The sequence below is a fragment of the Gemmatimonas sp. UBA7669 genome, assembly GCF_002483225.1.
In the GTDB taxonomy this organism is placed as follows: domain Bacteria; phylum Gemmatimonadota; class Gemmatimonadetes; order Gemmatimonadales; family Gemmatimonadaceae; genus Gemmatimonas.
Genome location: NZ_DLHL01000059.1, coordinates 1 through 21442 on the forward strand (window position 1 = coordinate 1; position 21442 = coordinate 21442).

At 67.2% G+C, this 21442-nt stretch carries 21 protein-coding genes; 11 read left to right on the plus strand and 10 right to left on the minus strand.

Annotation, left to right across the window (positions count from 1 at the left end):
* Window positions 1-429: 429 nt before the first annotated feature.
* Window positions 430-3645, plus strand: coding sequence for a TonB-dependent receptor (locus tag B2747_RS18215; protein ID WP_291164363.1), 3216 nt, complete (start codon window positions 430-432; stop codon window positions 3643-3645).
* Window positions 3646-3745: 100 nt separating this feature from the next.
* On the opposite strand, the gene B2747_RS18220 is transcribed toward B2747_RS18215, so the two are convergent.
* Entirely contained in the window at window positions 3746-5104 is a 1359-nt protein-coding gene (locus B2747_RS18220) for an amino acid permease (RefSeq protein WP_291164366.1), read from the minus strand.
* A gap of 127 nt (window positions 5105-5231) precedes the next feature.
* Here B2747_RS18220 and B2747_RS18225 point away from each other — a divergent pair, with 127 nt between their 5' ends.
* Genes B2747_RS18225 through B2747_RS18235 form a run of 3 tightly spaced genes read left to right on the plus strand, consistent with a single transcriptional unit; the run spans window position 5232 to window position 8243 of the window.
* Window positions 5232-5489, plus strand: coding sequence for a hypothetical protein (locus B2747_RS18225; RefSeq protein ID WP_291164369.1), 258 nt, complete (start codon window positions 5232-5234; stop codon window positions 5487-5489).
* Between the two features lie 34 nt (window positions 5490-5523).
* Window positions 5524-6426 carry a heme o synthase gene (locus B2747_RS18230; RefSeq protein WP_291164372.1) on the plus strand — a complete coding sequence of 301 codons (903 nt, stop codon included), beginning with the start codon at window positions 5524-5526 and terminating at the stop codon, window positions 6424-6426.
* On the plus strand, window positions 6423-8243 hold the full coding sequence (locus B2747_RS18235; RefSeq protein WP_291164375.1) for an ABC transporter ATP-binding protein: 1821 nt from the start codon (window positions 6423-6425) through the stop codon (window positions 8241-8243). Before B2747_RS18230 ends, B2747_RS18235 begins: the two co-directional genes overlap by 4 nt.
* A gap of 170 nt (window positions 8244-8413) precedes the next feature.
* Here the strand turns inward: B2747_RS18235 and B2747_RS18240 are convergent, their stop codons facing one another.
* The 3 genes from B2747_RS18240 to B2747_RS18250 form a co-directional block, all read right to left on the minus strand.
* Window positions 8414-9280, minus strand: a complete 867-nt coding sequence (locus B2747_RS18240) for a carboxypeptidase-like regulatory domain-containing protein (RefSeq protein ID WP_291164377.1) — start codon at window positions 9278-9280, stop codon at window positions 8414-8416.
* Window positions 9280-10461 carry a M24 family metallopeptidase gene (locus B2747_RS18245; RefSeq protein WP_291164380.1) on the minus strand — a complete coding sequence of 394 codons (1182 nt, stop codon included), beginning with the start codon at window positions 10459-10461 and terminating at the stop codon, window positions 9280-9282. The genes B2747_RS18240 and B2747_RS18245 overlap by 1 nt, the downstream gene beginning before the upstream one ends.
* A gap of 83 nt (window positions 10462-10544) precedes the next feature.
* Window positions 10545-11228 (minus strand): hypothetical protein, encoded by a 684-nt coding sequence (locus tag B2747_RS18250; protein ID WP_291164383.1) that lies wholly within the window; start codon window positions 11226-11228, stop codon window positions 10545-10547.
* A 162-nt stretch (window positions 11229-11390) separates the two neighbouring features.
* Between B2747_RS18250 and B2747_RS18255 the strand changes: the two genes are divergently transcribed.
* The 7 genes from B2747_RS18255 to fabF all read left to right on the plus strand — a co-directional run bounded on the left by B2747_RS18255 (window position 11391) and on the right by fabF (window position 17055).
* Window positions 11391-11675: an anti-sigma factor family protein gene (locus B2747_RS18255; protein ID WP_291164386.1), complete on the plus strand. Its 285-nt coding sequence runs from the start codon at window positions 11391-11393 to the stop codon at window positions 11673-11675.
* A gap of 95 nt (window positions 11676-11770) precedes the next feature.
* Window positions 11771-12616 carry a DUF92 domain-containing protein gene (locus tag B2747_RS18260; protein WP_291164389.1) on the plus strand — a complete coding sequence of 282 codons (846 nt, stop codon included), beginning with the start codon at window positions 11771-11773 and terminating at the stop codon, window positions 12614-12616.
* Window positions 12617-12641: 25 nt separating this feature from the next.
* A complete protein-coding gene (locus tag B2747_RS18265; protein ID WP_291164392.1) occupies window positions 12642-13994 on the plus strand; it encodes an NAD(P)/FAD-dependent oxidoreductase in 1353 nt (450 codons plus the stop codon).
* Window positions 13995-14019: 25 nt separating this feature from the next.
* The gene (locus B2747_RS18270; RefSeq protein ID WP_291164395.1) at window positions 14020-14493 is read left to right on the plus strand and encodes a flavin reductase family protein; all 474 of its coding nucleotides are present in this window, start codon (window positions 14020-14022) and stop codon (window positions 14491-14493) included.
* A 17-nt stretch (window positions 14494-14510) separates the two neighbouring features.
* Window positions 14511-15224, plus strand: a complete 714-nt coding sequence (locus B2747_RS18275) for a methyltransferase domain-containing protein (RefSeq protein WP_291164398.1) — start codon at window positions 14511-14513, stop codon at window positions 15222-15224.
* Entirely contained in the window at window positions 15221-15805 is a 585-nt protein-coding gene (locus B2747_RS18280; protein ID WP_291164401.1) for an SRPBCC family protein, read from the plus strand. The genes B2747_RS18275 and B2747_RS18280 overlap by 4 nt, the downstream gene beginning before the upstream one ends.
* On the plus strand, window positions 15802-17055 hold the full coding sequence (fabF, locus tag B2747_RS18285) for a beta-ketoacyl-ACP synthase II (RefSeq protein ID WP_291164404.1): 1254 nt from the start codon (window positions 15802-15804) through the stop codon (window positions 17053-17055). Before B2747_RS18280 ends, fabF begins: the two co-directional genes overlap by 4 nt.
* 21 nt (window positions 17056-17076) lie before the next feature.
* On the opposite strand, the gene B2747_RS18290 is transcribed toward fabF, so the two are convergent.
* The 6 genes from B2747_RS18290 to ccsA are packed head-to-tail and all read right to left on the minus strand — an operon-like array spanning window position 17077 to window position 21442.
* Entirely contained in the window at window positions 17077-17613 is a 537-nt protein-coding gene (locus B2747_RS18290; RefSeq protein ID WP_291164407.1) for an inorganic diphosphatase, read from the minus strand.
* 35 nt (window positions 17614-17648) lie between these two features.
* Window positions 17649-18647 (minus strand): porphobilinogen synthase, encoded by a 999-nt coding sequence (gene hemB / locus B2747_RS18295; RefSeq protein WP_343125926.1) that lies wholly within the window; start codon window positions 18645-18647, stop codon window positions 17649-17651.
* A 29-nt stretch (window positions 18648-18676) separates the two neighbouring features.
* A complete protein-coding gene (gene hemC / locus B2747_RS18300; protein ID WP_291164411.1) occupies window positions 18677-19651 on the minus strand; it encodes a hydroxymethylbilane synthase in 975 nt (324 codons plus the stop codon).
* 9 nt (window positions 19652-19660) lie between these two features.
* Window positions 19661-20494: a uroporphyrinogen-III synthase gene (locus tag B2747_RS18305; RefSeq protein ID WP_291164414.1), complete on the minus strand. Its 834-nt coding sequence runs from the start codon at window positions 20492-20494 to the stop codon at window positions 19661-19663.
* A 1-nt stretch (window position 20495) separates the two neighbouring features.
* Window positions 20496-20726, minus strand: coding sequence for a hypothetical protein (locus tag B2747_RS18310; protein ID WP_291164416.1), 231 nt, complete (start codon window positions 20724-20726; stop codon window positions 20496-20498).
* The gene (gene ccsA / locus B2747_RS18315) at window positions 20726-21442 is read right to left on the minus strand and encodes a cytochrome c biogenesis protein CcsA (protein WP_291164418.1); all 717 of its coding nucleotides are present in this window, start codon (window positions 21440-21442) and stop codon (window positions 20726-20728) included. Before ccsA ends, B2747_RS18310 begins: the two co-directional genes overlap by 1 nt.

Below are 21442 nucleotides of genomic sequence, written 5' to 3' on the forward strand. Positions count from 1 at the left end.
TCGGGGTCGGGGTCGGGGTCGGGGACGACTGCGATCCAGCCAGCCGGGCGTCAGGTCCTAACGAGAGTCCTCGGCTCTGGATCTGTAGCTCCGCGTACTGCGATTGAATCTGCAGAATGGATATTCTGTTTACCGGAATGGGCGTTTGGGCAGCTCGGACGCAGCATACCAATACGCGAAACGGCTTGGTAACGGCGGTTCGTCCTCGTGGCGCGGGGGATCACCGCCATGGGCTGGAACCGTTACAATTGAGGGCGTTGTTCCCCTCCTGTCCCGGCGCGTCTGCCGGGACCGTTCGAACAGAGTAGTTCCCTCTCGCCAGACCCAGGAGCGTTTATGCACAACGGCGTCAAGCGCGCGTTCCTCACGTGGATCGCGCTGGCCGCGTCCGTTCCGGCTGTGTTCTTAGGCCGACCTCTCCAAGCGCAGGTGACCACCTCAAGCATTCGTGGCAGCGTAGCCGACTCGGCCGGTCGTCCCGTCGAGAATGTCCGCATCGAAGCCGTCCATCAGCCCTCCGGAACGCGCTACGCGACAGCAACGCGAGCAGATGGCCGCTTCGCCATTATCGGCATGCGCGTGGGCGGTCCGTACTCCGTGTCTGCCACCGCGATTGGTTATGCGAAGCAGACGCAGGACAACATTTCGCTTGCCCTTGGCGTTGCGAGCGATCTGTCTTTCCGGTTGGCCTCGGCTGCCGTTCAGCTCCAGACGGTAACGACACAGGCCGACGCCAACGCGATCGCCACCACCCGCACCGGCGCGGCCACACAGGTCAGCCAGCAAGTGCTGACCAGTCTTCCGACGATCTCGCGCCGCATTGATGACTTTACCCGCCTTACCCCGCAGGCCGGTCGCGGCGGCACCTTTGGCGGTGCGGACAATCGGCTGAACAACATCACGGTCGACGGGTCCTACTTCAACAACTCGTTCGGCCTCGGCGGACAGCCCGGTGATCGAACGAACGTGGCGCCCATTTCGATCGATGCCATCGAACAGATTCAGGTGAACGTTGCGCCGTACGATGTCCGGCAGGGCAACTTTGTGGGCGCCGGTGTCAATACCGTCACCAAGTCCGGCACCAACGAGTTCTCCGGTTCGCTGTACTATCTGACTCGCAACCAGGATCTTGTCGGCACGCAGGCTGGTGCCACGCCGTTCAATCCGGGCACGTTCGACTTTGCGCAGATTGGCGCTCGCCTTGGCGGCCCGCTCATCAAGGACAAGCTGTTCTTCTTCACGAGTTTCGAACAGGACAACGACCAGCGTCCGGGCATCCTGCGTACCGCCAATACCGGCGGACAGCCCGTTACCGGCAACACCACGCGAGTCCTGCAATCTGATCTCGACCAGTTGAGTTCGTTTCTCCGCGAAAACTTCGACTACGAGACCGGCCCCTATTCGGGTTATCAGTTCGAAACGCCGTCCTTGCGTTTCCTCACGCGCCTCGACTACAACCTGAATGACCGCAACAAGTTCAGCCTACGCTACACGATGCTGAACTCCGACACGGATGTGCCGCTGTCCACGTCGAGTTCGCTGGGGTTCGGGAGAGCCAACAACAACACCTTCCTGAGTTACCAGAACTCGAACTATCAGATCAAGGAGAACATCCGAAGCCTCGTTGGCGAGTGGAACTCGCTGCTTGGCGACCGGGTGGCCAACAACCTGATCGTCGGCTTCACGTCACAGGACGAGAGCCGCGCGGTGCGTGGTGGATCGTTCTTCCCGTTTGTGGACATTCTCCGTGATGGCTCGGCGTACACGTCGTTCGGCTATGAGCCCTTCACGCCGAACAACGAGCTGCGGTACAACAGCTTCCAGATCCAGAACAACCTCACGGTATCCCGCGACAAGCACGACTTCACGTTCGGCGCGACACTCGAGCGTTACGAGTCGGAGAACGTGTTCTTCCCCGGGTCTCAAAGTTCGTACGTGTACAATTCCCTCGAGGATTTCTACACGGACGCCCGCGGCTTCCTGACCAATCCCAACCGGACGACGTCTCCCGTTTCCCTGCGTCGCTTCCAGGTGCGGTACTCGAATATCCCCGGTCAGACCAAGCCGGTGCAGCCACTCGAGGTCCTGTACGGCGGACTGTACGCGCAGGACGAATGGCGCGTCCGCGACAATCTGCGTCTCACTTATGGCCTGCGCGTCGATGTTCCGCGCTTTGGCGACACCGGGTTTGAGAACCCGGCGGCGGACGCGCTCAACTTCCGCGACGAGAATGGAGCGACCGTTCAGTACCAGACCGCCAAACTGCCGGACGCCAACCTCCTGTGGAGTCCCCGGTTCGGCTTCAACTGGGACGCAAGCGGAGACCAAAAGACACAGGTACGCGGTGGTTCCGGCATCTTCACGGGGCGACCGGCGTATGTCTGGATCTCGAATCAGATCGGCAATACCGGTGTGCTCACAGGATTCGAATCTGTGGACAACACCACCAGTCGTCCTTGGAACCCCAACCCTGATGCCTACAAGCCGAGCAACGTCACGGGTGCTCCAGCTTCGCAGTATGAGCTGGCGCTGACGAACCCGGACTTCAAGTTCCCGCAGATTTGGCGTTCGAACATCGCCGTCGATCGCAAGTTGCCGTGGAAGCTTACGGGAACGGCGGAGTTCCTGTACAGCAAGGACGTGAACGGCATCTACTACATCAACGCCAACCAGCCGGCGCCGACGTCAACCTTCAATGGAGCCGACGCGCGCCCGCGATACAGCGACTCCTGTCCGGCCGCAGGCACACAGATCCGCATCAACTGCAATGTGTCCAACGCGGTCGTGCTGAAGAATCAGGACGTCGGTTACGCTTGGAACGCAGCCTTCGCACTCGAGCGGTCGTTCTCCTCCGGCTTCTATGCCAAGACCGCGTACAGCTACGGCATTGCCAAGAACACCGTAGATCCGGGCTCTGTCGCTTTCGGCTCATGGAACGGCAATCCGCACTCGCGCGACCCCAACAATCCGGGCGTTGGTTTCTCCAGCAATACGGCGGGACATCGCTTCTTCACCGCGCTGACGTACGAAAAGCAGTACTTCAACGTTGGAAAGACCGGCGTTTCCCTGTTCTTCGAGGGACGCACTTCGGGAGTGGGCAGCTTCGTTGTCGACGGTGACCTGAACGGCGACGGTGGTACGCTGAACGACTTGATGTACATCCCGCGCGATGCGTCGGAGATGAACTTCGAGCAGTACGCCACCACAGGCACCGGCGGCCGCACGTTTACGGTGCAGGAGCAGGTCGCCGCATTCGAGGCGTTCATTCAGCAGGACGACTACCTCCGCAACAATCGCGGCAGCTACGTGGAGCGAAACGCGGTGTTTGGCCCCATTGCCTACAACGCGGACCTGAGCATTACGCAGGACATCTTTCGCAACGTGGCCGGCAAGCGGAACACGATTCAGGTTCGCCTCGATATCCTGAACGTCGGCAACCTGCTGAACGAGAATTGGGGCCAGGGGTATCGCTTTGTGGCGAACGGGCGCCCGCTCGTGTCTCGCGGCGCAGATGCTCAGGGCCGCCCGCTTTACCGGTTCCGCAATGTCTCCAACAGCGATCTGTTGACGGAGACGTTTGAAAAGACGGCACTAACCGGTGATGTGTGGCGCATGCAGCTTGGCCTGCGCTACATCTTCAACTGAGCCGCACCGTTCCGGACGGCGCGAGAAACTGAGAAAAGCGGGGGGCGGCCAGTCATGGCCGCCCCCCGCTTGATTTGGTCGATAAAGGGGCCGCGCTCTGCTACGCGGAGCGTCGTCCCACCGTGAGGTAGTAGACCGGCACGCCCAGGAGGATGACGCCAAACACCCCGAGGGTGGGGATGCGCTGCGCGCTGTCCATGAGCGCGTTGCCCAGGAGGAACAGCACGGCCAGACAGAAAAGGGCGGGCACCAGCGGGTAGAGGGGGGTGCGCACCGGCGGATTCCAGTCGGGACGGCGGCGCAGCTTGAAGATGGCCCCGATGCTGAGCACGTAGAACACGAGCGAGGCAGTCACGAAGATGTCGGCCAGCTGCTCGAAGCTGCGCAGCAGCACGAATGTGACCCCCAGGATGCCCGTCATGATGATGGCCACATACGGCGTCTTGAAGGTCGGGTGCACCGCCGCCACCTGACGGAAGAACAGCCCGTCATCGGCCATGGCAAAAAAGATGCGTGGGCCCGTGAGCAGCGAGCCGTTCACCGAGCCGAAGGTGGAGATGAGCACCGTGAGCGACACCAGCGTCACGCCCACCGGCCCGATGAGGCGCTGGGCCACGTCGGCCGCCACGAGCGGCGCGCGGCGCATTTCATCCACCGTGAGCACCGACAGATAGGCCAGATTGGCCAGCAGATAGATGGCAATGATGGCCAGCGTGCCAAGCACGATGGCCCGCGGCAGGGTGCGGCGCGGGTCGGCCACTTCGCCCGACACCTTGGCCAGATCGCCCCAACCGTCGAAGGCCCAGAGCACGCTCACCAGCGCGAGGCCGAAGGCCGACACCGAGAAGGAGCCCGCCGGCGCCGCCGGCGTGAAGTTGCCGCCGGTCTTGGGCAGCCCCAGCGCAAAGGCCAGCAGAATGATGATGACGAGGCCGCCGTACTTGGCCACGGTGGTGACGTTCTGCACGAGCGAGCCCCATTTGAGGCCCACCACGTTGATGGTGGCCATGAGGGCCAGCGCCGCCGCCGCCACGTAGTGCGCATAGGCATCGTAGGGCGCGATGCTGGGGTCGAAGCCCAGCGCCCGCAGGAAATACTGGGCAAAGGTCAGCGAGATGCCGCCCAGCGCGGCGGCGCGAATGAGCGTGAACTCCGCCCACCCGTACAGGAAGGCGGGGAGCCGCCCCCAGGCCTCGCGGATGTACACGAAGTAGCCGCCGGTGCGCGGCATGGCGCCGGCCAGCTCGGCCAGCGTGAGCGCGCCACAGAGCGCAAAGAGGCCACCCACCGCCCACACGGCCATGAGCGGCAGGGGACCGGGCAGCTTGTCGGCAATGCCGGCTGGCGAGCGGAAGATGCCGGAGCCGATGGTCGTGCCGACGAGAACGGCAATGGCGCTCCAGAGTCCGAGCTGGCGGGGGAGCTCGGCGGGCGCGCTGGAAGGGGGGGAAGAGGCCATACGCGCAATGCTAGTGCCCGGCGCACGGCTTGGCATCTCCACAAGGGGCCGGCGGCCGCGAAACATGGCACAGGGTGTTTGGCAAGCGCTGCAAAGACCGGTCGTCGCCGTCTAGTTTTCCGGGATCATGTCTGGTTCTCTGAATCCCCTGCTGCCTGCCGGGCTCCTTAACGCACTGTTCTGGGTGCTGGTGGCCGCCTGTGTCGTGGCGCAGGTGTTTATCGTGCGGGCGGTTTTCCGCACCTTGCCGGCGGCGCCCACGAGCAGTGCGGTGCCCGCCCCGCGTCGCTGGGCTGAGGTGGTGCAGGTCATCCTGCCGGTGGTCGGATTGGTGGCCCTGTTCCTGGGTGCCTGGCGCGCCCTGGCTCTTCCGACCACTCCGTGACGCACCGGCTCGTGCGTCCCTGGCTCGACGTCACATGACGACGCCCGCAACACCGGCGGCCGAAACGCCGCTCTCCCGCGACCTGGTCGCCCTCACCAAGCCGCGCATCATTTCGCTGCTGCTGGTGACGACAGCGGCGCCCATGTACGCAGCGGGGTCACCGTCGATCTGGACCGTGCTGCTGGTGATGGTGGGCGGCTACCTCATGGCGGGCGGCGCCAATGCGGTCAACATGTACATCGATCGCGACATCGATGACGTGATGGCGCGCACGCGCCTGCGTCCGATTCCCTCGGGACGCATGTCACCCATTCAGGTGCTGGCTTTCGGCGTGTTCTGCGCCACGCTGGCCACCTGGCTGCTGGCGCACTTCGTGAACGTGCTGTCGGCGGGTCTCGCGCTGGCCGGCTTCTACTTCTACGTGTTCATCTACACGCGGCTGCTCAAGCGCACCTCGCCGCAGAACATCGTGATCGGCGGCGCGGCGGGTGCGTTTCCGCCGCTTGTGGGTTGGGCGGCGGTGACGGGCACGCTCGACGTGACGGCGCTCTGTCTCTTTCTCATTGTGTTCTACTGGACCCCGCCGCACTTCTGGGCGCTCGCGCTGCTCAAGCAGGTGGACTACAGCCGCGCCGGTGTGCCCATGGCGCCGTTGGTCTGGGGTGAGCGCGAGACCATGCACCAGATGGTGTGGTACACGGTCATTCTGCTGGCGCTGACGGTGTTGCCGGTGCTCTATGGCGCATTCGGCTGGCTGTACCTGCTGAGCGCCGTGGTGCTTGGCGGTCTGCTCTTCTGGGGCGTGTGGCGCGTGCTGCGCGCAGCGCAGCGCGGCGAGAGCTGGACGGGGCAGGCGTGGTGGGTGTACAAGTACTCGCTGCTCTATCTCGCGCTGCTGTTCGTGGCCATGGGCGTCGACCGGGCGCTGCAGCGTTGACGGCACGCCGATCGGCGCATCCGCTGGCGACGCCGCCGGCGAGTCCGTCGGTGGCCCCGGCGACCGATCCCTCCACCCCACGCGCTGCGCGGCCCTCGCCACGGGCGCTGGCTCGCCTGCTGCCGCTCTTGCGGCCCTACCGGGCGCGACTGGCGGTGGCCTTCGTGTTTCTCGTGGTGGCGGCCGCGGCGGGCCTCGTGTTCCCCGGTGTGCTGCGCTATCTGCTCGATGCGGCCTTCGAACAGCGCGACGCGGAGGCACTCGATCGCATTGCGCTGGGCCTGCTGGGCGTGTTTGCGGTGCAGGCGGTGGCCAACTATGTGCAGGTGTTTCTGCTCAGCAGCAGTGTGGAACGCATTGTGGCCACGCTGCGCGAGCGCACCTTCGCGCATCTCATTCGCCTCTCGCCGTCGTTCTTCACTGACCGACGCACCGGCGAGCTTACGAGCCGTCTGAGCAGCGACCTCGGCCTGTTGCAATCGCTGCTGTCCACCTGGGTGTCGGAGTTGTCGCGCCAGGTGCTGTTCCTAGTGGGCGGCGTGATCATGCTGTTCGTGTCCAACCCCACGCTCACGCTCACCACGCTGGCGGTGGTGCCGCTGGTGGTGGGCGCGGCGCTCACGTTCGGGCGCGCGCTGCGCAAGGCCAGCACGACGGTGCAGGACCGCGTGGCCGAAGCCATGGGCACGGCCGACGAAGCGTTTGGCGCCATTCGCACGGTGCAGAGCTTCACCCGTGAAGCGCACGAGACGCAGCGCTTTGCGCATCTGCTCCGCGATCTCGTGGAAGTGGCCGTGTCGCGCGCGCAGACCCGCGCGCTGTTCTTCAGCGTGGTGGGCTTTGTGGCCTTCGGCGCGGTGGTAGCCGTGCTCTGGCAGGGCGGGCAGCAGGTGTTGGAGGGTGGCCTCACGGCGGGCACGCTGGTGGCCTTTCTGTTCTACGCACTCTTTGTGGCGGCAGCGGTTGGCTCACTCGCCACACTGTTCGGCAACTTCCAGGAAGCCGCCGGTGCGGCCACGCGCGTGTTCGAATTGCTGGACACCGAACCCACGGTGCAGGAGCCCACGCATCCTGTGGCCTTGCCGCTGCCGGTGCGTGGCGCGGTGACGTTTGAAGACGTGCGTTTCCGCTATCAGCCCGACTATCCGGAAAGTGTGCGCGGCATTTCGCTGGCACTCGCACCGGGTGAAGTGGTGGCATTGGTTGGACGGTCGGGCGCTGGCAAGACGACGCTGGCCGGCCTCTTGCCGCGTTTCTGGGACGTGACCGGTGGCCGCATTACCCTCGACGGCGTGGACATCCGCGAGCTGTCGTTCGACACCCTGCGCGGCGCCATAGGCATTGTGCCGCAGGAGCCGGTGCTGTTCAGCGGCAGCATTCGCGACAACATCGCCTATGCGCGGCCCGACGCCAGCGACGAGGAGGTGCGCCGCGCGGCCAGCGCCGCCCATGCGCTCGAATTCATTGAACGACTGCCCGACGGTTTTGCCACACGGGTGGGCGAGCGCGGCGTGAAGCTGTCAGGTGGCCAGCGCCAGCGTATTGCGATTGCCCGTGTGTTTCTCAAGGACCCGGCGGTGGTGATTCTCGACGAAGCCACCTCGAGTCTCGACACGGAAAGCGAGCGCTACGTGGAGCAGGCTCTCGAGGAGTTGCTCGAGGGACGCACGACGCTGCTCATTGCGCATCGACTGAGCACCGTGCGCCGCGCCGACCGCGTGGTGGTGCTCGACGAGGGCGTCGTGGTGGAAGAGGGGCCGCACGAGGAGCTGCTGGCGCAGCAGGATGGGCTGTACGCGAGGCTGCACTCTCTTTAACTGCAAACTGCGGTAGCGGTACGTCGGAAGCCGTAGGACAGAAGCCAGGACGGCAGAAGCCTCAACGCGACGTGGAGTTCCCCGATGGCGATTCCTGTCCTGAGGCTTCCGCCCTGCGGCTGCTGACCTACGGCTGCCGAATCCGGCTATCGCAGTTTGCAGTTTGCAGCTCAAAGTTCCACGCGCACCCTCACCTGCACTCCCCCTTCCACCTTCACCGTCTTGCGCTGCGTGCCCAGCCGCTCGTGCCACACCACGAGCGTGTAGCGCCCCGGCGGCACGCCATCGAAGCGGAAGTCCCCGTCCGCGTCCGTCACCGCCACAAAGGGATGCGGCGCCACGGCAATGAAAGCGCGCACCCAGGGATGCAGGTCGTCGCGCACCTCGAGCAGCGCGGGCTCGCGGAAGGCCTCGTCGCTGGGCACCACCTGTCCGGCATCCGTGAGCAAGATGGTGCTGCGACTGCCGCGCTCTCCCAGCGGCACCAGCTGCAGCCTCGACATCATCGCGTCGTTGCCGTGCACGAGCACCGTGGCGCCCGCCGCCACACGCTGCACCCGCGGCGACAGACGACAGCCGTCGAGCGTCAGATGCACGCGGCGTGACCCATCGTCGCGCGGCCCCGCCGGCACCCCCACCAGCCAGACGATGGCCTGCCCCACCCCGCCGTCCCGACTGGGCACCAGCGTTTCCGTGTGCGGACGGCACACCGTGCTGTCGCGCGTGGGTACCACGCTGGTGTCGAAGGGCGTGCCACCGCGCAACTCACCCAGAATCACGCCCGGCGTAGGAATGACCTTGACCTGGTAGCGCAGTCCGTCGGGTCCACCGGCACTGCGCGCGAGGGTGGCCGACGTCGCCGGCCCCTTCTGCGCGGCCGTGGCCTCCACCCCCTGCACGTCCACCACGGTCAGACGCCCGGACGCGTCGTCGCCTCCGCTTCCGCCACAGGCGGCGAGTGTCGCTGTCGCCGCGACCACCAGCCACGCCGCCGCCTGCGCGGTGCCGGTGGCTCCTGCCCTGCGTCCAGCCCCCATCAGACGATGAACAGATCGCGCTGCGGCGTCCCCGGGGTGATGAGCAGGGCGTCGTCGCCCACGAACGCGTTCACCTCACTGCGCACACCGAACGCGCCCGGCAGATACACGCCCGGCTCGATGGAGAAGCCCACGCCCGGAATGAGCAGACGATCGTCGCGCGATTCGAGATTGTCGATCTGCGGCCCCGAGCCATGCAGTTCACGCGCATCGATGCTGTGCCCCGTACGGTGCCAGAAATGCGGGCCATAGCCACGCGCTTCAATGACGGCACGCGCCGCATCGTCGGCTTCGCCGCCGCGCACCGGCTCGCCGGCTGCAATGCGCGATGTCAGCAACTCCAGCGCGGCATCTCGTGCATCACGCACCGCCTCCCACACCTGCACCACCTCGGCGCGTGGTTCACCCAAGGAAGCCATCCAGGTCTGGTCGGCATACACACCGCCGCCCGTCTCACGCGCCCAGAGGTCCACCAGCAGCACGTCGCCGCGCTGCACGAGCCGCGGCGTATCGGCCGATGGCGCGTAGTGCGGGTTGGCCGCATTCTCCGACGCGGCCACATCGGGACCGTGATCGGTTTCGAGACCGGCGCGCGCAAACGCATCGAGAATGCGCTGCTGCAGCTCATGTTCAGCAGCTGGCGTGCCGGCAGCCGCCATGGCACCGGCATGACGAATGGCGTCCTGTGCGATGGCCGCAATGTGTGCGGCAGCGCGTTCGTGTGACGCGCGCTGCGCGGGCGTCCACGTGGCGTAGATCTGCGACACCAGCTCGGCCGAGCTGAACACGGTCGCGCCGCTCGCGCGCACCAGTTCGAGCACACCGGCGGGAATGCGATCGAGGTACGGAATGGCGTCGCCGGGTGAGTACTCCATGGCCACGCGCTTGCCACTCACCAGCGCGCGCACTTCCGACTCGAGGGCGCGCCAGCCGGTGTAGGTACGCAGCGGCCACGCAGCCGGCCAGCGTGCCCAGGGGCCTGGTTCGATGGCGTGCGCGATGCCGATGGGCGTGCCCTCGCGCGGAATGAAAGCAAACACGCGCCGCGAACAGAGTCCTTCAAAGCCCAACAGGCCCGCCGCAATGGCGTTCGTGCCGCGAAAGTCGTACAACAGCCAGCCGTCGAGATCCGCGTCGACGAGCAGGCGCTGCAGCCGCGGCAGCAGCTCAGGCGTCAGCATGACACACACCAGGATAGGAGAAAGTCCAGCGCCGCCTGAAGCGATGCGTCCGGCGACGCGTCAGGCGACGAATCAGCGACGAATCAGCGACGACGCCAGTCGGTGCGCCACTGACAGCGATCGTCACCGCGCGCGCGACAGGCCACATGCTCCACCGCCCCATCGGCGTCGGCGAGCAGCACCAGCGCTTCGCGAAAGGCCGCCTCGTACAACAGGCAGCCCACACCACGCGGGGCCGCGTCGGCAGAAACCGGCGCCGCCACTTCGAGCTGCAACGTACTGCCCTGACGCAGCAGCGTGCCATCCATGTGTCGACGGGCCAGGCGGCGCAGCGCACCAAGGGCAATGGGACGCGCCATGATGGACGGCAGTCCACGCGCCGCCCCGCGACGCACGCCACTCACCGTATCGACAAAGGCCCGCGCCCAACGACGGCCCGCTTCACGGAAGGCCAGGTCCGCATCGGGACGACGCCCAATCAGCCGCGCGAGGGCCAGCACCTCGTCGTAGCCGATGCGCTGCTTGCCACGCACCGCGTCGCCGTAGCGGCGGATCTGCTGCAGCACGGTTTCGCTGAGACCCAGGCGCTTGTTGCGCAGCTCGTGCACGAAGTCCGCATCGAGCTCGGCGGCCGGCGTATCGATGGCCTTGACCGCCTCCAGCAACGCCAATGGCAGCCGCGCGTCGAGCGGGCGTCCGCTGAGCGGCAAAGTGCCGTCGGCAGGGAGCGCGGCGCGGCTATCCGGAGAAACGGAGACAGTACCCATGAACAAGGGATGCTAATGTGTCCCCGGTCACCCATTCAAGCGGCGGGGCCACAACCCGTGTCGGGCGATTTGTCCGACCCAGGTGCTTGCGCTGCGGGTGTCCATCCGCCAGCGTTGCAGGAGGACGCGCGTCGCGCCGTATGCACCGCTTCCGCCCCCAGCATGCCCAGACCGCCACTCACTACCGACCGCGCCGCCGACCCCACTGCCTGTCAGGCAGTGCGGCAGCATCTGCACGCGCATGTGGACGGCGAATTGAAGGCCGAAGAGGGCCAGCAGGCGCTGGCCTTGCTGATGCAGTCGCATTTGCTGCACTGCGCCCCCTGCTCGAGGGTGGCCGCCCAGCTCCGCGCCATGCGTGAGGCGCTGCGCCGTCATGCGGAGCAGAGTGACGAACCCATGCGCGACGAGTTCCGCGCGCGCATGCACAAGTTGCTCGCGGGATGACGCGCAGTGGGCCCCGGTCTGCGGGCCCCGGTGGCTGGGCCCCGTACAGTAGGCCGGCGGTGGGTTGGTCATAGGTGGCAAGCATAGTGGCAGCCATGCAATCCGCATCTCCGCCGGCCATTGGCCTTTCCTTCGTCATTGCTGTCGGTCTGGCCGGCGGCATTGCGCTGGCGGCCCACCGCGCCGGCAGTCTGACCCGCGGCGGGGCACTGGCCGCCACGCTCGTCGGCAGTCTGGCGATGCTGGCCGGCGCGCCATGGGGCGCCTATCTGGTGCTGTGGTTCGTGAGCGCCTCGCTGCTGTCCCGCCTCGGAGTCCACGTGAAACGACAGCGCACGGCCTCGGTGCTGCCGCAGCGTGAGGCGCGCGACGCCTGGCAGGTGCTGGCCAATGGCGCCGTGTTCGCGGCGCTCGCCGCGTGGGCGCTGTGGCAGGCCGCTGAAGGCGGCCCACACCCCGTCGTCGGTCCGGCGGCCGCCATCATGGCGGCGTCGGCACTGGCTGCTGCGGGCGCCGACACACTGGCCACCGAGATTGGCACCTGGCTCGGCGCCACACCGCGTTCGCTGCGCACGGGGAAGCCGGTCCCGCCCGGCACCTCCGGCGCCGTGTCGTGGGCCGGCACAGCAGCACTCCTGTGCGGTGCCCTCGGCTACGCGGCAGTGGCCGCGGCCGTGGGACTCGTGCCGGGCACCGCGTGGGCAACGGTCGCCGTCGCGGCCAGCCTGGGCGCGATGACGGATTCCCTGCTCGGCGCCTGGTTGCAGACCGAACGCTGGTGCGCGCACTGCCGCGAAGCCACGGAACAGAATCCCCACCGCTGCGGTACGCCCACCACGCCGTGGCGCGGTTGGACGGCCCTCGACAACGACGGCGTCAATCTGCTCTGCACCCTGAGCGCTGCGGCGGTGGCGGGAATCTGGCTGGCCCTCTGGCACTGAGGCGCCCTTCGTGCGTTCATCTGACATGACCATGCCAGAATCCAACTCGCATATCCGGTCGCAGCACACCGACAGACATGTCGGCGCCGCAACGAGCGCCGAGCCAAGGTCGGGGTGGCCAACGCGCACCCAGGTGCTGGTGATCGGCGGCGGACCGGCCGGAGCGTCAGCGGCCTGGCATTGCCGCGAGGCCGGTCTCGACGTGGTGCTGGTGGACAAGGCGCACTTTCCGCGCGCCAAGGCCTGCGCCGAGTATGTGGGTCCCGGGGCCCTGCCCATTCTCGAGCGCATGGGGGCCCTCGCGGCCATCGAGGCCGGCGGCGCCGCGCGTCTTGCCGGCATGGTGGTGCACACGCCCAACGGTGGACGCATTCACGGCGAGTTCTCGGGGCGCCATCCGTTCCGTGGCATCCGCGATGGTGGACTTGGTGTGCAGCGCCAGCTGCTCGATCCGCTGCTGCTCGATCGTGCCCGCGCCGCCGGCGTGCAGGTCATCGAGGGCATGGGTCTGCATCGTGTGCTCCAGGAGCAGGGTGTGGTGACTGGCGCCGAGCTGATGCCACGCGGTGGACGATCGGATCGCGGCAACACGCCGCACGTCATTCGTGCCGATCTGGTCATTGGCGCCGACGGCCTGCGCTCACTGGCCTCGCGGCAGTTGGGGCTCGCGCATCGGGCGCGCTGGCCCCGCCGCTACGCCTTCGTGGCACACTTCGACGGTGTGGCCGACATGGGCGCCATGGGCGAAATGCACGTGCGCCGGGATGGCTACGTGGGGCTCGCACAGGTGAGCGGCGGCGTCACCAATGTCGCGCTCGTGCTTGGGGCACGGGCCGCGAAGAACGCAGCCGGCAATCCCGAGGCGCTGCAGCGGGCTTGGCTCGACGCCGATCCGGCCCTGGCCGCGCGCTTCCGCGGCGCCACGCGTGTTTCGCCGGTGCGCACCACCGGGCCATTCGGCTCCTTCGCGAAACGCGCCTGGCATCCCGGTGCGTTGCTCACCGGCGACGCGGCCGATTTCTTCGACCCCTTCACCGGGGAAGGCATCAAGTCGGCGCTCAAGGGTGGCGAGCTGCTGGTGCAGCACGCCGTGGACGCGCTGCGCGCACCCGGCACGCAGTCGGCGCGCCGCGCCCTCTCCGCCTACGACGACACGCGCCGCCGAGCGCTGCGAGGCAAGTGGTGGATTGAACGCCTCATTGGTCTTGCAGTAGCCGCTCCGCCACTGCTCGATCACTTCGGTCGCACCATGACCCGACGCCCCGAGCTGGCGGACCTGCTCGTGGGCGCCACCGGTGGCGTGGTGCCACCAACCGCAGTGCTGCATCCCGCTACGCTCTGGCGCTTCGTCACCGGCGCCGCGTCGCCGCAGACCTGAGCTTCCCGCTGCTCCTCACTTCGTCATGATCGATCAGGACCTCTTTCGCGCCGTGTTGGGGCGCTTCGCCACCGGCGTCACGGTGGTCACCACGCGTGATGCCGACGGCACACCGCATGGCATGACCGTGAGTGCCTTCAGTTCGCTTTCGCTCGATCCGCCGCTGGTGCTGGTGTGTGTGGCCAACAACGCCACCATGGCGCCGCTCATGGCCACCGCCGAGCACTTCGCGGTAAATGTGCTGAGCAGCACACAGGAGGCCGTCTCGCGGCGCTTTGCCGGTGTGGTGCATGATCGCTTTGCCGGCATCGGCTTTCACGAGGGCCGCAATGGCGCGCCGGTGCTCGACGACGTGCTCGCCTGGCTGCAGTGCCGCATCGTGGCCCGCCATCCGTCCGGCGATCATGTCATCGTCATTGGCGAGGTGGAGCACGCCGAGGTGGGTGACGGGAAACCGCTGCTGTACTATCGCGGTGGCTACGCCACCCTCGAGCGCTGACGGGACAGCGGAAGCACATGCTGACACCGGCACGGGCCCGCGGGCACGAGATGCTCGATGCGCCCGATGCCGACCCGGCCCTCGCGCTGCGTTCCCTGCGCGACGTGGCCCTGGCCAATCGTCTCTTCGGCGGGCGGCATGCGGTGCTGAGCGCGCTCGACGCCCTCTGGCGCGAGCCTGGCGCGCCCACACGCTGGTCCCTGCTCGACATCGGCACGGGACTCGGCGACATTCCCGCGGCCGCCGCACGGCGCGCGGCCCAGCGTGGCGTGACGCTGCGCAGCATCGGTCTCGAGCGCATCGTGCCCATTGCCGTGGCCGCCTCCGCGCGCTGCGACAGCGTATGCTGTGCCTCGGCCTTTGCCCTTCCCTTCGCGGATCGCAGCATTGATGTGGTGACCTGTTCGCAGGTGCTGCATCACTTCGAGGGCCAGGAGGCGCACGCCCTGTTGCGGGAATGCACCCGCGTGGCGCGGCGCGCCGTCATCGTCGGCGATCTGCGCCGCAGCTGGCTGGCCGTGGCCGGCATCTGGTCTGCGTCCTTTGCGCTTGGCTTTCATCCCGTCAGCCGACACGACGGCGCCCTCTCGGTGCGACGCGGTTTCACGCGGCGCGAACTCGAGGCGCTGGTGTACGAGGCCACCGGATGTCACGCCACCGTGCGGCAAACCCCGGGCTTTCGTCTTTCAGCGTATTGGCAGCCCGCCCCCACCACCTCTCAACCGTCATGACGAGTCCCTTCCGCCTTGATGCGCCGCCCACGGATCGACTCGTGGTCACCGTGGACGAGTTGCTCATCCGCGCGCCGGTACCGGTCATCTTCGCGCTGGCGCGTGAGGTGGAAGGCTGGCCCACGCATCTCGCGCACTATCGCTTCGTGCGCATGCGTGAGCGGCGCAGTGATGGCGGGGGCATCGTGGAGATGGCCGCCAACCGGCCCTTCGGCCCACTCAACTGGCCCACCTGGTGGCTTTCGGAAATGGCGGTCGATCACGACGTGCCCTGGGTGCGTTTTCGCCACATTGGTGGGGTCACCACACACATGGATGTGGAGTGGAGCTTCACGCCGCAGGAAGGCGGTACTCTCACCCGCATTGTGCACACCTGGAACGGACCGGCCTGGCCACTCATTGGCTCGTTCGCGGCCACCCGCGTCATCGCGCCCGTGTTTGTGCACGGCATTGCCTCCCGCACGCTGGCCGGACTTGGCCGTGCGGCCGAGCGGAATGCCGAGCGGGATGCTTCGCCGCAGGCCACCAGCCCGTCACGCAGCACGGTTGCCACTCATCCGACTTCACCGGAGCCTCAATGAGCCGCCTCAGCAGCCCGCGACGTCGCGTGGCCATCACGGGCATTGGTTGTGTCACGCCCATCGGCACGGGGGTGGATGCCTTCTGGCAGGGCCTGCAGGCGCGCCGATCGGCCGTCACGCGGGCCACACGCTTTGATGTGAACATCTTCCGTTCGCAGTGCGCCGCCGAGGTGCCCGACTTCGACGCGGCACGGTGGATCGACGCTCGGCGCGTGAAGCGTCTCGATCGCTTCAGTCAGTTTGCGGTGGCCTCTGCGCAGATGGCGCTCGCCGACGGTGCATTGTCTCTCGACAGTGTGGACCGTGACCGCGCGGGGGCGATGATGGGCACGGCGCTGGGCGGCGTGGCCTATGCCGAGGAGCAGGCGGCGCGATTCCAGCAGGGTGGGTTGCGCGACGTGGATGCCACTCTTGCCCTTGCGGTGTTCGGTGGCTCGGCCAGCTGCAACATGGCCATCGAGTTCGGCATCAGCGGGCCCAATTGCACCAACGCCATGAGCTGCGCCTCGGGCGCGATGGCCATTGGTGAGGCCATGCGGCAAATCCGCGATGGCTACGCCGATGTCATGCTGGCCGGTGGCGCCGAGGCCCCGCTGGCCACGCTGTGTTTTGGCGCCTTTGCGCTCATTCGCGCCATGAGCACCCGCAACGATGATCCGGCGCGCGCGTCACGCCCCTTCGACGCCAACCGCGATGGTTTCGTGATGGGCGAAGGATCGGCGGTGCTGCTGCTGGAAGCCTGGGATCACGCCGTGGCGCGCGGCGCTCGCATCTACGGCGAACTGGCAGGCTACGGCACCACCAATGACGCCCATCACATGACCGCGCCGCGCCCCGACGGATCGCAGGCGGCGCGCTGCATGCGCCTCGCACTGCAGGATGCCGAGGCTGACGTGAGCGACGTGCAGTACATCAACGCGCATGGCAGCAGCACGCCGCTCAACGACCCCACGGAAACGCTGGCCATTCGTCAGGTGTTCGGCGCGCATGCCGACGCGGTGCCGGTGTCCGGCACCAAGGGCTACTACGGTCACGCGCTGGGCGCGAGCGGCGCCTTCGAGGCGGCCATCAGCGCGCTGGCGGTCTCGCGTGGCTGGGCGCCACCCACGGTCAATCTGGAGACGCCCGACGCGGCCTGCGACCTGGATTACATTCGCAACGAGGGGCGCCAGCTCACGCCCCAGACCGTGCTGTCCAATTCCTTCGGCTTCGGAGGCATCAACGCCGCGCTGGTGTTTCGCGCGGCGTGAGCCCGGCCTTGCACCAGGCGTTCAGGTGTTGAACGTCTGATTGTAGCGCTGCATGCTGGCCGCAATGATCTCGATGGCGGCCACGGAGTTCTTCCATCCCGTGATCTCCATGCGCTTGCCCTCGAGATCCTTGTAGATGAAGAAGAAGTGCTCGACTTCCTTGAGATAGTGCGGCGACACATCGGCGATGTCGAACACATCGGCGTAGTACGGATCGTCTGACGGCACGGCGAGGATCTTGTCGTCGGGCTCGCCCTTGTCGAGCATGGTGAGTACGCCGATGGGACGCGCACTGATCTGGCAGCCCGGGAAGGTGGGCTCGTTGATCTTCACGAGCACATCGAGCGGGTCGTTGTCCTCGTGCAGCGTGCGCGGGATGAAGCCGTAGTCGCCCGGATAGTGCACGGCCGAATACAGCACACGATCGAGCTTGAAATGCCCCGTGTCCTTGTCCAGCTCGTACTTGTTGCGCGATCCCGAGGGGATCTCGATGATGGCCGTGACCTGTTCCGGCGGGTGCTTGCCCGACGGAATGTCGTGCCAGGGGTTGTGCAACATCAGAGTGCTCCGAATTCAGCGAAGCCCGTCGACGATCAGCGCGCGCGCAGAGCCGCAGCCGCGTCGAGGGCAAAATAGGTGATGATCAGGTCGGCGCCGGCGCGCGCAATGGCCACCAGCGATTCCATCATGGCCCGGTCCCCGTCAATCCAGCCGCGCTCGGCGGCGGCCTTGATCATCGAGTACTCACCGCTCACCTGATAGGCAGCCAGCGGCAGACCGGTGTCCTGCTTCACGGCGGCAATGATGTCGAGGTAGGCACCTGCGGGTTTGACCATCAGGATGTCCGCCCCCTCGGCCACGTCCTGCCGCACTTCCCGTAACGCTTCGCGGGCATTGGATGGATCCATCTGATAGCTGCGCCGGTCGCCAAAGCTCGGCGTGCTCTCGGCCGCCTCACGAAACGGGCCATAAAAGGCCGACGCGTACTTGGCCGCATAGCTCATGATGGGCAGGTGCGAAAAACCGGCTTCGTCGAGCGCTTCGCGCAGACGACCCACCCGATGATCCATCATGTCACTGGGGGCGATGATGTCCGCGCCCGCCTCGGCGTGCGCCACCGCTTCGCGCGCCAGCAGCTCGAGCGTGGCGTCGTTGTCCACGTCGCCATCGCCGGTGAGCACGCCGCAGTGCCCGTGGTCGGTGTACTCGCACATGCACACGTCGGTGATGACGAGCAACCGCGGATATGCGGCCTTGATGGCGCGCACCCCTTCGGCCACCGGACCGTGCGGATCCCAGGCCGACGAGCCCACGCTGTCCTTTTGGTCGGGAATGCCAAAGAGCAGCACCCCACCAATGCCCGCTTCCACGGCGCGACCGGCGTCCTTCACCAGTTCATCAACCGAGGTCTGAAACACGCCCGGCATGGAGCCGATGGGCGTGCGCAGGCCAGTGCCCGAACGCACGAACAGCGGCCAGATGAATTGCGCCGCGTTCAATCGTGTTTCACGCACCACGCGACGCAGCGCTTCGGTGCGGCGCAGTCGGCGCAAACGCACGGGCGAACGCGAGGGCTCGAGACCAAACAGCATCTCGTCGGACAGCATGGAGGGTTCACTCATCAGCTGGCCGGTGAGGATGGGGTTGCAGAATGCGTGGTGGCGTTGGCACGCACGCCGGCCAGAATGTCGGCGCCGCCAGCCGCCAGCAACTGCCGCGCGAGCTCACGTCCACTTTCCGCCGGCGCGTCGAGCGTGACGGGCAAGCCGCCACGCAGCACACTTTCGCCATCAAGACTGGCCACCATGGCATGCAGCATGAGTCCATACTCGGCCTCGTGCAGCGTGGCCGCCCCGATGGGCACCTGACAGCCGCCCTCGAGCGCGGCCAGCAGCGCGCGCTCAGCGGCAACGGCCTGACGCGTTTCGGCGTGGTCCAAGGTGCGCAGTATTTCCAGCATGGCGGCATCGTCGGCACGGGCCTGTACGGCCACGGCCCCCTGCCCCGGCGCCCCCAGCCACTCAGGTGCATCCAGCAGCGCCGTGATGCGATGCCCCAGCTCGAGACGCTTGAGCCCTGCCGCCGCCAGCACGGCCGCATCCATCTGCCCTTCGTCCAGCTTGCGCAGGCGCGTGCCCACATTGCCACGCAGGTCCACCACATCGAGATCGGGACGCAGCGCCCGCAGCTGCGCGCGCCGCCGCAGCGACGAGGTACCCACACGTGCACCCTCGGGCAGTGTTGCCAGCGAGGTGGCCGCTACGCCCTCACGCACCACCAGCGCATCACGCGGGTCCTCGCGCTCGAGCAGGGCCACGATCACCAGCCCCTCAGGATCGGCGGTGGGCAGGTCTTTCAGCGAATGCACCGCACAGTCGATGCGGTGCGTGCGCAGGTCGGCTTCGAGTTCGGCGGTGAACAGCCCTTTCTCGCCAATGGCCGCGAGGGGGCGGTCGAGAATGCGATCGCCAATGGTGGTGTAGGTGACCAGCTCGGTGGTCACGCCCCGGGCGGCCAGCAGTGCCGCCACCTGGCGGGCCTGCACGAGCGCGAGAGCGGAACTGCGGGTCCCGATTCGGAGTGGTGCGGAAGGCATCCCCGCAACTTAACCGTTCCCGGTCGACTCCGCCTTGGACGACTCCGTCCTGTTTGGCGTGGCCGCATGCGCCTGCACGATGGCGCGCACCCAACCCTCCACGGTGGGCGCCGTGCTTTCCACTTTCACCGGAAAGCCGGCCACACGCGCGGCGCGTGAGGTGACCGGTCCAATGCAGGCCAGAGGCAGACGCCCGGCCTGTTCGGGCGCGAGGGCGTCGAGCAGGGCGTCCACGGCGCTCGGCGCGGCCACGGTCACCAGATCCAGCGCCTGCTCGCGAACGAGGGCCGCCAGCCGCGCCTGTCCCTCCGGGTCACTGGCCGAGCGGTACACCGGAATCACATCCACCTCGGCGCCCAGCGCGCGCAGCCCGTCGGGCAGCACATCGCGCGCCCCGGCCGCGCAGGGGTACAGCACCCGGCTGCCCTCGATGTCCGTGCGCTCGGCCAGGGCATCCAGCACGCCTTCGGCCTGCGAGCGCTCGGGCTGCACGGTAGGTGTGCGCCAGCCCTGCTCATCGGCGGCGCGCGCGGTGGCGTCACCCACCACGGCCAGTCGCCGCGTGGCCATGGCGGCCTGCGCCTGCCGCTCGTGCACCACGCGCGCGAGATGCTCCACCGCGTTCACACTGGTGAGCAGAATCCAGTCGTACTGCGCCAGCCGCCCCACAGCCGCATGCAGCGGCGCGAGGTCCAGTGTTTCGATGCGCGTGAGCGGCACCTCGTGCACGGTGGCCCCAAGGCGGCGCAGCGCCTCGGCCAGCGGGCCGCCGCGTTCGGTTGCACGCGTGACGGCAATGCGCAGGCCGGCCAGGTGTGCCGGCAAACGACCCGCGCTGTTCATCTCACCGCGAAGTGGAGCCGCCGGCGCGCGACGACGCGTCGAGCGCGGACGCGTCAAGCGCCGCCTGGGTTCGCGCAATGCGCCGCGCCATCATCACGATGTAGCCACCAAAGCACAGCAGGGCCACGGCATAGCCGGCCCACATGTACGACACCGTGTCCGGCGGTCCGCTGGGACGCGCCACGTAGGCGGTTGTGTCCTGCGCCACGCGCAGCAGCAGGGGCAGCAGCATCAGACCGCCTCCAGCTCGGCCTGCGCATTGCGCAGGCCCGCCCAACGGAAACGCATGCGCAGCAAGGCGAAGAACAGCAGAATGAACGCCACGGACGCGAGGCCGAAGGTAATGGCCATTTCCGGCGGCAGCGACGGCTTCTCGGGCTTGAGCACCACCGGCCCCGGATGCATGCCACGGAACAGCCGCACGGTGAGATGAATGAAGGGCACCAGCAGCGCCGCCAGCGAACCCATGACGGCCGAGAGGCGGGCGCGGCTTTCGGCGCTTTCCACCGCACCACGCAGCACGAGATAGCCCAGCACCAGCAACCAGAGGAACAGCGTGCTGGTAATGCGTGCTTCCCACGCCCACCAGGTGCCCCAGCTCGTGCGCGCCCAGATGGGACCGGTCACAAGCACCACGCCCATGAACAGCAGACCCACCTCGGCGCTGGCCTCGGCCAGACGGTCGAGACGCTCGTCCTTGATCCACAGGTAGCCTATGCTGGCCACCGCGAGCAGGCCGCAGGCGATGTACAGGCCCGCAATGGCCGCCGGCACGTGCACGTAGAAGATCTTCTGCGCCGCACCCAGCATGGCATCCACCGGCGTGAACCAGATGGCGCGCACACAGGCCGCCGCCACCAGCACCAACGACACCAGCAGGAACCCGTCCACCGGTCGCACCCGCGCCGGCAGTTCCATGCGCTCAGCGGTCGTCACGGACGACGCCAT

What these genes read in the sequence shown, in the direction of transcription:
- B2747_RS18220 (WP_291164366.1), bottom strand. Translation starts at nt 5,104, where the DNA reads ATGGCCTCTTCCCCCCCTTCCAGCGCGCCCGCCGAGCTCCCCCGCCAG.
- B2747_RS18225 (WP_291164369.1), top strand. Translation starts at nt 5,232, where the DNA reads ATGTCTGGTTCTCTGAATCCCCTGCTGCCTGCCGGGCTCCTTAACGCA.
- B2747_RS18230 (WP_291164372.1), top strand. Translation starts at nt 5,524, where the DNA reads ATGACGACGCCCGCAACACCGGCGGCCGAAACGCCGCTCTCCCGCGAC.
- B2747_RS18240 (WP_291164377.1), bottom strand. Translation starts at nt 9,280, where the DNA reads ATGGGGGCTGGACGCAGGGCAGGAGCCACCGGCACCGCGCAGGCGGCG.
- B2747_RS18245 (WP_291164380.1), bottom strand. Translation starts at nt 10,461, where the DNA reads ATGCTGACGCCTGAGCTGCTGCCGCGGCTGCAGCGCCTGCTCGTCGAC.
- B2747_RS18250 (WP_291164383.1), bottom strand. Translation starts at nt 11,228, where the DNA reads ATGGGTACTGTCTCCGTTTCTCCGGATAGCCGCGCCGCGCTCCCTGCC.
- B2747_RS18255 (WP_291164386.1), top strand. Translation starts at nt 11,391, where the DNA reads ATGCCCAGACCGCCACTCACTACCGACCGCGCCGCCGACCCCACTGCC.
- B2747_RS18260 (WP_291164389.1), top strand. Translation starts at nt 11,771, where the DNA reads ATGCAATCCGCATCTCCGCCGGCCATTGGCCTTTCCTTCGTCATTGCT.
- B2747_RS18265 (WP_291164392.1), top strand. Translation starts at nt 12,642, where the DNA reads ATGACCATGCCAGAATCCAACTCGCATATCCGGTCGCAGCACACCGAC.
- B2747_RS18270 (WP_291164395.1), top strand. Translation starts at nt 14,020, where the DNA reads ATGATCGATCAGGACCTCTTTCGCGCCGTGTTGGGGCGCTTCGCCACC.
- B2747_RS18275 (WP_291164398.1), top strand. Translation starts at nt 14,511, where the DNA reads ATGCTGACACCGGCACGGGCCCGCGGGCACGAGATGCTCGATGCGCCC.
- B2747_RS18280 (WP_291164401.1), top strand. Translation starts at nt 15,221, where the DNA reads ATGACGAGTCCCTTCCGCCTTGATGCGCCGCCCACGGATCGACTCGTG.
- fabF (WP_291164404.1), top strand. Translation starts at nt 15,802, where the DNA reads ATGAGCCGCCTCAGCAGCCCGCGACGTCGCGTGGCCATCACGGGCATT.
- B2747_RS18290 (WP_291164407.1), bottom strand. Translation starts at nt 17,613, where the DNA reads ATGTTGCACAACCCCTGGCACGACATTCCGTCGGGCAAGCACCCGCCG.
- hemB (WP_343125926.1), bottom strand. Translation starts at nt 18,647, where the DNA reads ATGCTGTTTGGTCTCGAGCCCTCGCGTTCGCCCGTGCGTTTGCGCCGA.
- hemC (WP_291164411.1), bottom strand. Translation starts at nt 19,651, where the DNA reads ATGCCTTCCGCACCACTCCGAATCGGGACCCGCAGTTCCGCTCTCGCG.
- B2747_RS18305 (WP_291164414.1), bottom strand. Translation starts at nt 20,494, where the DNA reads ATGAACAGCGCGGGTCGTTTGCCGGCACACCTGGCCGGCCTGCGCATT.
- B2747_RS18310 (WP_291164416.1), bottom strand. Translation starts at nt 20,726, where the DNA reads ATGCTGCTGCCCCTGCTGCTGCGCGTGGCGCAGGACACAACCGCCTAC.
- ccsA (WP_291164418.1), bottom strand. Translation starts at nt 21,442, where the DNA reads ATGGCGTCGTCCGTGACGACCGCTGAGCGCATGGAACTGCCGGCGCGG.